Source organism: Lentzea sp. HUAS12 (assembly GCF_024125735.1).
Lineage (GTDB): Bacteria > Actinomycetota > Actinomycetes > Mycobacteriales > Pseudonocardiaceae > Lentzea > Lentzea albida.
Window position 1 is genome coordinate 3,239,312 of record NZ_CP099738.1, and the last position, 7,148, is coordinate 3,246,459.

Sequence of the window (7,148 nt, forward strand, 5' to 3'; positions counted from 1 at the left end):
GCTGCTGCACGGATTCCTCGCGGGAGGGACCTGCTTCACGGCTCTCGCCGCGGCGGTGCTCAGCAGTTGGGACGGGTCGTCTTCCCGGCGAACCGGTCACCCAGCCAGTTCAACGCGTTCGTGCCCCAGGCGCTGACCGCGGTGACGTGCCCGAGCAACGGCAGCGGCGTCCACTGCACGTCGGCGCCCAGCGAGCACCACTGCGTGCGCAGCTTCTGACCGACGCTGAACGGGATCAGCTCGTCCAAAGTGCCGTGGTAGAGGTACACGGGCGCGGCGGGCTTGACCGAGCCGAGCGTGTTCTCCTTCAAACGCTGCTGCCACAACGGGTTCTGGATGACGTCCGGCGTCGTGGTCAACGAGTTGAGGCGCGTGAACGGGGCCACCAGAGCGATCTCGGCGACGCACGCCTCCCGAATCCGGTCGACGACCTGCCGGCCGCGGTCGTTGAGAACGGACGACAGCGGCAGTTCCGGGTAGGCGGCGGCATATCCGGCGGCCGCCGCGAACACCAGGCCCGATCCCGCGTTGCCGTCGTTGAACTTCGCGACCGCGTTGAGGTCGGCCGGCACACCACCGGCCGCCACGCCGACGACGTTCAGCGAAGGCGCGTAGGACTTCCACTGCTCGGCGGCCGACGAAGCGGCCTGACCTCCTTGCGAGTAGCCGAAAACGCCGACCGGCGCGTCCGCGGACAGACCGGGGATCCCGCTCGCCGCCCGTGCCACGTCCAGCAGCGCACGCCCCTCCGAACGGGCCACCGCGTACGTGTGGTCCCCTGGCGTGCCAAGGCCTTCGTAGTCGGTCACGGCGACCGCCCAGCCGTTGAACATGGCCTGCGCGAGGAACGCGATCTCGACCTCGGTGCCGGCCTGGAGCTGCCGCGACGGCGCGCACTGGTCGCCCAGGCCCTGCGTGCCCATCGCGTACGCGACGATCGGGCGCGGGCCGTCGTTCCACGGCAGCGGCGACACGAGCACCATGCCCGACACGACGGTGCTCGTGCCCGTCGCGGAGGTCGAGCTGTAGCGGATGTCGTACGCCTTCACGGGCGCCGGGAGCAGCCTCAGCGGCTCCGGGTGCCACGCCACCTCCCTGCTGCTGACCAGTTCGCCCGGCGCGGCCGCCGAAGCGGGTGTGACCAGGGCGAACAACAGTAGGACGGCGGTGAGCACGGCACGGAGCTGCATCGTTGGACCCCTTTGTGGTAACCGGCGTTACCGCAATGTAGGGCCGAACGTCGCAACGGAGCAATAGCCCGTACGGCTTGATGGATTCAAGCAAGCCCCTGGGCGAACGTGAATACCCTGTCCGGGTCGTACTTGCGCGCGACCTCGCGCAACCGGGTGAGGGACGAGCCGTAGTAGGCCTGCGCCCAGTCCGGCATCTGCGGGTCGATGTAGTTGACGTACCCGTTGGCGCCGAACATCTTCCCGAGCTCGTCGCGCGCCACGCCCATCGCGCGACGGGCGTTCGCCTCTCCCGCCTGCAACGACAGCTCGACCTGGATGCTCGCCAGCGCGCCGCGGTGCGGGAACGCCGTCTCCGGGCCGCGGCCGACGGCGCCGCCCAGCCCGTCGATCATGTTGTAGGAGTTCGGGGTGTTCCTGAAGATGTCCGCGAGCTCCTGCGGGTCGGTGATCGGCTTCGTCAGCATCCGCGACGTGGCGACGTAGCTGCCGCGCGGCTGGCTGCCACCGCCCCCGTTCCACGAAGGCCTGCACGAGCCGTCGCCGGCCCTGCACCACGCGAACCGCTCCATCGCGGCGAGGAAGCTCTGTTCGGTCTCCCGGCGCGAGGTCGGCTGCGCACCGGCGCGGCGGACGAGGTCGTCCAGCACCGGCTTGAGATTCACCTGCGTGCCCGCGAAACAGCCGCTCACCTCGACGTGCGGGGTCGCGCCGCTGCCGACGCCGAGCGTGGACGTGAGCGCGTCCGGCGCCCTGCCCTGCCAGTCCGGCCACGCGCTGAGCAGCGAGGCCAGTGCCGCCGACGGGAACGCGAGGGCGAACGTCGTGAGGTCGCGCGCGGGTTCGGTGCGGAACACGAACGACGTGACGATGCCGAAGTTGCCGCCACCGCCGCCGCGCAGCGCCCAGAACAGGTCCGCGTGCTCGGTCTCCGACACCGTGCGGTGCACGCCGTCTGGCGTGACGATCCGGGCGCTGACCAGCCGGTCGCAGGTGAGACCGAACTGCCGGGCGGTCATGCCGATGCCGCCGCCCAGCGTCAGCCCGGAGATCCCGACCGTCGCGCACGTGCCGGCGGGCATCATGCGTCCGGCGTTGGCGAGTGCGATGTAGAGGTCCATCAGCAACACGCCCGCGCCGACCTCGGCCGTGCCGTCGGGCCGCACGTCGATCCGGTCGAGCCCGCGCACGTCCACGACCAGCGCACCGTCCGCCGTGGAGTACCCGGGATAGCTGTGGCCACCACAGCGAGCGGTGATCCGGGTGCGCTCCTGACGCGCGATCTCGACGCACCGCTGGACGTCCGCCGGTGTCAGGACTTTCGCGATCGCGCTGGGACGCTGGGCGTCGTACTGCGTGAAGTAGCCGAGCTTGGCATCGCCGTAGGCGGCGTCACCCGGCCTGATCAGCCGCACGTCCACTGTGGACCGGCCGACCAGCGCCGACACGGCGCCGAGCGCGGCCGATTGGAGAAGTGCCCTGCGTCGCACCATGCTCCGAACGTAGGAGTCGGGCGGAACGGGGCACAACGGATCCGGGTACCGGTCCGGAACCCGTTACGGGTTCACAGCCAGGAACAGGAAGGCCGCCAGCAGGACCAGGTGCACGCCACCCTGCAGGCGCGTCGCCCGTCCCGGCACCACGGTCAGCACGCTGACCAGGACCGTGAGCAGCAGCAGGATCATCTGCGTCGACCCGAGGCCCAGCATCAGCGGCCCGTCGAGCCAGATGGTCGCCAGCGCGATGGTCGGGATCGTCAGGCCGATGCTCGCGATCGCCGAGCCGTAGCCGAGGTTGATGCTGGTCTGGATCCTGTCGCGCAACGCGGCGCGGGCGGCGGCGATCGTCTCGGGCAGCAGCACGAGCAGCGCGATGACGACACCGACGAACGACTGCGGGAAGCCGGCGGCCTTCACGCCCGCCTCGATCGCGGGCGACTCGATCTTCGCGAGGCCGACGACGGCGACCAGCGCGACGAGCAGCAGCCCGAGCGAGGTGAGCGCGGCCTTGCCCGACGGCGCGTCGGCGTGCTCGTCCGCCTCGATCACGCCGTCCTCGTCGACCGGGAGGAAGAAGTCGCGGTGTCGGACGGTCTGGGTGAAGACGAACATCGCGTACAGGCCGAGGGACGCGAACGCGGCGAACGCGAGCTGCGGGCCGGAGAACTCGGGGCCGGGCGTGGACGTGGTGAACGTCGGCAGCACCAGGGTCAAGGTCGCGAGCGTCATGACCGTCGCGAGCGCGCCGCCGCTGCCCTCGGCGTTGAACAGGATCGTGTTGTGCTTGATGGCGCCGAGCAGCAACGCGATGCCGATGATGCCGTTCGTCGTGATCATGACCGCGGCGAACACCGTGTCACGCGCGAGTGACGAGGCCTCCGGACCGCCCGACACGATCAGCGTCACGATCAGGGCGACCTCGATGACCGTCACCGCGACCGCGAGGACCAGCGACCCGAACGGCTCCCCCACCCTGAGCGCGACGACCTCGGCGTGGTGCACGGCGGCGAGGACGGTCGCGGCGAGGACCACGGCGACGATCGCGACGAACACGCCCCCGAGGTCGCGGCCCCAGAAGAGGGCGAGCAGGACCACGCCGAGCACGGGGGTGATGGTCGTCCAGTGGAGCAGCGGGAAGCGAGGGGCGGCGGCCATGATCCAACCCTCGCATACCCGGCGGGTTCTCCGCCATTCGGCGCAGCACTGAATCCGGGTGCGAGAAATGTGGAGCGGAGCGCCCCTGCCGCGCCCCGCTCCACATTTCCTGGATGGTGCCGTGTTCGATTCCTAGAAATCGAAGAGGGCACCCGTGTGCGCCAGCATGACGCACGAGTTCGGGTAGGTGTGCACCTCGTTCACGGGCTCACCCCGCCAGAAGCCGAACATCGCGACCTCGACCGGGGCGTAGTGGAACGTGCACGCCCTGTCGTCGGCCCGCAGGGCCTGCAGGTCCGTGCCCGCGGAGGCGAGCGCCGCGCAGGCGAGGGCCCTGCGCGGGTGCTGGTCACCTCGTTCGCAGGTCAGGACGGTCGCCCTGAAGGCGCCGCCGTCGAACTCCGAGTACTGGGCGGTCAGCACGAGCGCGGTGGTCCGATGTGCGGCGGGAGCGGCCTGCGCGGTACCGACAAAGGCGAAAAGTGACACGAACAGAGCAACGAACACACAAATGCGGCCGGACATGAAAGCGGTCCTCCTGAGACCTCACAAAAACGGGCCGGTTCTCGGCCGCCGCAGATGTTGCCACCCGGAATCAGGCGAGCGAAAGGGGCCAGCATTCGTTCACTGATCACATCTTCGCCCTCCCTTAAAACGCGGTTGGGCCGAACGGATGTGTCGCGCGACACGTTCGCCGAGACACAGCCGTCGACGGACTGTTGCGGGTTGCTGACCGACGAGGTTGCGCGTGGACGTATTATTCGAATCATGTCCAAGACCTCCAGACGCGTCGTGTTCGGCGTGCTCCTGATCGTCACACTCGTGGTTTCCACCGGCGGCGCGCTGGGTTACCTGGGCAGATTGACGCTCGTGTTCGACCGCCACCCGGGAAAGCAGCTCGCGATAATCGAGGAAGTGCCCGGACCGCCGGACGGACCGCAGTGCGCGATCGACGCCCGCTACTTCGACGAGGAGCCGAGAGGTCTGCGGCCCGAGGTGCTGCAGACGTGGCTGAAGCTGCGTCAGAAGGCCTCTGAGCAGGGCATCACGCTCTGCCTGAACGACGGCAAGCGCAGCCGTCAGCAACAGCGGGCGGAGTTCGACGAGGCGGTCGAGAAGTTCGGGACCGAAGAACTCGCGTCGAAGTACGTGCTGAATCCGCCGGACCGTTCGATGCACGTGATCGGATTCGCCGTCGACGTCCAGCCGATCGAATCCGCGAAATGGGTCGAGAAAAACGGCAGCACCCTCGGCTGGTGCCGCCGTTACGAAAACGAGCAGTGGCATTTCGAGTACAGCTCCGGCTATCTCACCGGAGGGTGCCCCGCCCTGATCCCCAGCGCGACGGGCAGCTGAACCCCCGCGCAAAGGTCTAGACGCATGACATGCGCGCGAGGTTGCACGGACATAATCTGACAAGCTCAGTTACCAGATCGGGGGACACCGGTGGCCCGTGCCTACGGCGGCATCTCACCCGAGCAGCGCAGGGCCGAACGCCGCGCGAAGCTGCTCCAGGCGGGCCTGCGGCTGTTCACGAGCACCGGTTTCGCGGCGACGAAGATCTCCGGGCTGTGCACCGAGGCCGGCGTCTCCACGCGCAACTTCTACGAGGAGTTCGCGTCGAAGGAGGACCTGCTGCGGGAGCTGCACGACCTGATCAACGCGACGGCGTTCGACCGGGTCCGCTCGGCGCTGGCCGGGCTGGCGACCGACGACGTCGGTACGCGGATCACGACGCTGCTGGACGTGTTCATCGGCAGCGTCACGGCCGATCCCCGTGCGCCGCGCCTCACCTACGTCGAGGCCGTGGGTGTGAACGCGGAGATCGAGCAGCAGCACGTCCGCTGGGTGCGCACGTGGGCGGAGTTCATCGAGTCCGAGGCGCTGCGAGCGGCGGACGCGGGCGCGGCGCCGCGGCGGTCGTACCGACTGACGGCGATCGCGCTGGTGGGAGCCATCACGGGCTTGCTGCGGGAGTGGCAGGCGCACGAGCCGGCGCTCGCCGTCGACGAGATCGCCGCCGAGATCCGCGCGCTCGTGCTGGCGGCCATCACTCGCCCGTAAGGGTGTTCGGGACCGAAAGCGGCCGCACGCGCCCCGCGCCACTCGTACGGTGCTGCGATGGTCGAAATCCCCGCGGCGCTCGAACAGCTCGCGGCCGAACGCGGCCTCGGGCCGTGCGACCACAGGTTCCGACGGCGCGTGACGATCTTCTCCGTGCTAGGCGTGTTCGCCGCAGCCGGGGTGGTGCTCCTGCTGCTGATGCTCAGCGCGGCCCCGGTCGTGGTGCTGGCGCTGCCGATCTGGATCGCCTGGCTACTGGTCCAGCGCCGCCGCGGCGGTGGCCTCTACCTGTTCACCGGCGGGTTCGTCGTGGTGCGCGGGTGGACGGTGCCGCAGGTCGTGACGTGGGACGAGGTCGAGGAGATCCGCCGCGAGGGCATGGTCGTGACGGCGTTCCAGGTGCCCGTGACGGAGTCCAACGACTACCACGTGGAGCTCAAGAACCGGGTCCTGTCCGTGACGCTCGACAGCACCTACGAGGACTTCCAGAAGGCGGCGACGATCATGCGGTCGCGCGTGCGCCGGACCGGGGCCCGGTGAACCGACCGGACACCGCCGCCCGTATCACCCGTTGTGAGCCGATTCGCCGTTCTCGCGCTGCTCGTGTGCCTGGGTGCCTGCTCCTCCCCTCCGGACGAGGAGACGGCCACGCTCGCCGAACTGGAGGCCGCTGCCGGTCCGGTCGCGGGGCCCACCCGGATCCTGCCGGGAGACATCGCGAAACTGCAGGTCGTGGAGTCGCCCGCGGTCGGCGCCGTCGTCGCCGACCGCGAGGCCTACACGCTCTACTTCACCACGCAGGACGGCCCGTCCAAGCCCACGTGCCTCGAACCGGAGTGCACGCTCGTGTGGCCGCCGTTGCTCGCCAAAGGCGGCAAGATCGAGGCACCGGGCCTCGATCCGGTCCTGCTCGGCACCACGAAGCGCCCGGACGGCCTGGAGCAGGTGACGATCGCCGGCAAGCCGGTCCACCGGTACGTCGACGACGAGCAGGCGGGCGACACGACCGGGCACGGCGTGGACGACAGGTGGTTCGCCATCTCACCGGCCGGTGCCAAGGCGACGCGCTGAGGCACCGGGCGCGCGACCGCACGGCGTGACGCCCGAACCACCCACTGGAACCGGCGGCCCCGAGGGGTTGCCGGTTTGTCGCGTTCGGGTTACTCGAACGATTCGTTTGTACCGGAAATCCTGAAACCGGTTCCGCGCGGAACCGGTTTCAGGTATCAACTGTGAGAGC

8 protein-coding genes are annotated in these 7,148 nt (G+C 69.4%); 4 read left to right on the top strand and 4 right to left on the bottom strand.

Going from position 1 to position 7,148, the window contains the following annotated elements:
• Positions 1–59: 59 nt before the first annotated feature.
• The 4 genes from ND450_RS14120 to ND450_RS14135 form a co-directional block, all read right to left on the bottom strand.
• Positions 60–1,190 carry a lipase family protein gene (locus ND450_RS14120; RefSeq protein ID WP_253326582.1) on the bottom strand — a complete coding sequence of 377 codons (1,131 nt, stop codon included), beginning with the start codon at positions 1,188–1,190 and terminating at the stop codon, positions 60–62.
• Positions 1,191–1,276: 86 nt separating this feature from the next.
• Positions 1,277–2,683, bottom strand: a complete 1,407-nt coding sequence (locus ND450_RS14125; protein ID WP_253326583.1) for an FAD-binding oxidoreductase — start codon at positions 2,681–2,683, stop codon at positions 1,277–1,279.
• A gap of 63 nt (positions 2,684–2,746) precedes the next feature.
• The gene (locus ND450_RS14130; protein WP_253326584.1) at positions 2,747–3,844 is read right to left on the bottom strand and encodes a calcium:proton antiporter; all 1,098 of its coding nucleotides are present in this window, start codon (positions 3,842–3,844) and stop codon (positions 2,747–2,749) included.
• Between the two features lie 132 nt (positions 3,845–3,976).
• Positions 3,977–4,333, bottom strand: a complete 357-nt coding sequence (locus tag ND450_RS14135) for an SSI family serine proteinase inhibitor (protein WP_253326585.1) — start codon at positions 4,331–4,333, stop codon at positions 3,977–3,979.
• A 279-nt stretch (positions 4,334–4,612) separates the two neighbouring features.
• On the opposite strand from ND450_RS14135, the gene ND450_RS14140 reads away from it, so the two are divergent.
• From ND450_RS14140 to ND450_RS14155, 4 genes are all read left to right on the top strand, one after another.
• The gene (locus tag ND450_RS14140; RefSeq protein ID WP_253326586.1) at positions 4,613–5,200 is read left to right on the top strand and encodes a D-alanyl-D-alanine carboxypeptidase family protein; all 588 of its coding nucleotides are present in this window, start codon (positions 4,613–4,615) and stop codon (positions 5,198–5,200) included.
• Between the two features lie 90 nt (positions 5,201–5,290).
• Positions 5,291–5,908 (top strand): TetR/AcrR family transcriptional regulator, encoded by a 618-nt coding sequence (locus ND450_RS14145; RefSeq protein ID WP_253326587.1) that lies wholly within the window; start codon positions 5,291–5,293, stop codon positions 5,906–5,908.
• Between the two features lie 57 nt (positions 5,909–5,965).
• A complete protein-coding gene (locus ND450_RS14150) occupies positions 5,966–6,448 on the top strand; it encodes a hypothetical protein (protein WP_253326588.1) in 483 nt (160 codons plus the stop codon).
• Between the two features lie 33 nt (positions 6,449–6,481).
• On the top strand, positions 6,482–6,979 hold the full coding sequence (locus tag ND450_RS14155) for a hypothetical protein (RefSeq protein ID WP_253326589.1): 498 nt from the start codon (positions 6,482–6,484) through the stop codon (positions 6,977–6,979).
• Positions 6,980–7,148 lie beyond the last annotated feature (169 nt).

Bases quoted from the DNA above. Each gene is read 5' to 3' on its own strand.
- ND450_RS14120 (WP_253326582.1), bottom strand. From the start codon at position 1,190: ATGCAGCTCCGTGCCGTGCTCACCGCCGTCCTACTGTTGTTCGCCCTG.
- ND450_RS14140 (WP_253326586.1), top strand. From the start codon at position 4,613: ATGTCCAAGACCTCCAGACGCGTCGTGTTCGGCGTGCTCCTGATCGTC.
- ND450_RS14130 (WP_253326584.1), bottom strand. From the start codon at position 3,844: ATGGCCGCCGCCCCTCGCTTCCCGCTGCTCCACTGGACGACCATCACC.
- ND450_RS14150 (WP_253326588.1), top strand. From the start codon at position 5,966: ATGGTCGAAATCCCCGCGGCGCTCGAACAGCTCGCGGCCGAACGCGGC.
- ND450_RS14125 (WP_253326583.1), bottom strand. From the start codon at position 2,683: ATGGTGCGACGCAGGGCACTTCTCCAATCGGCCGCGCTCGGCGCCGTG.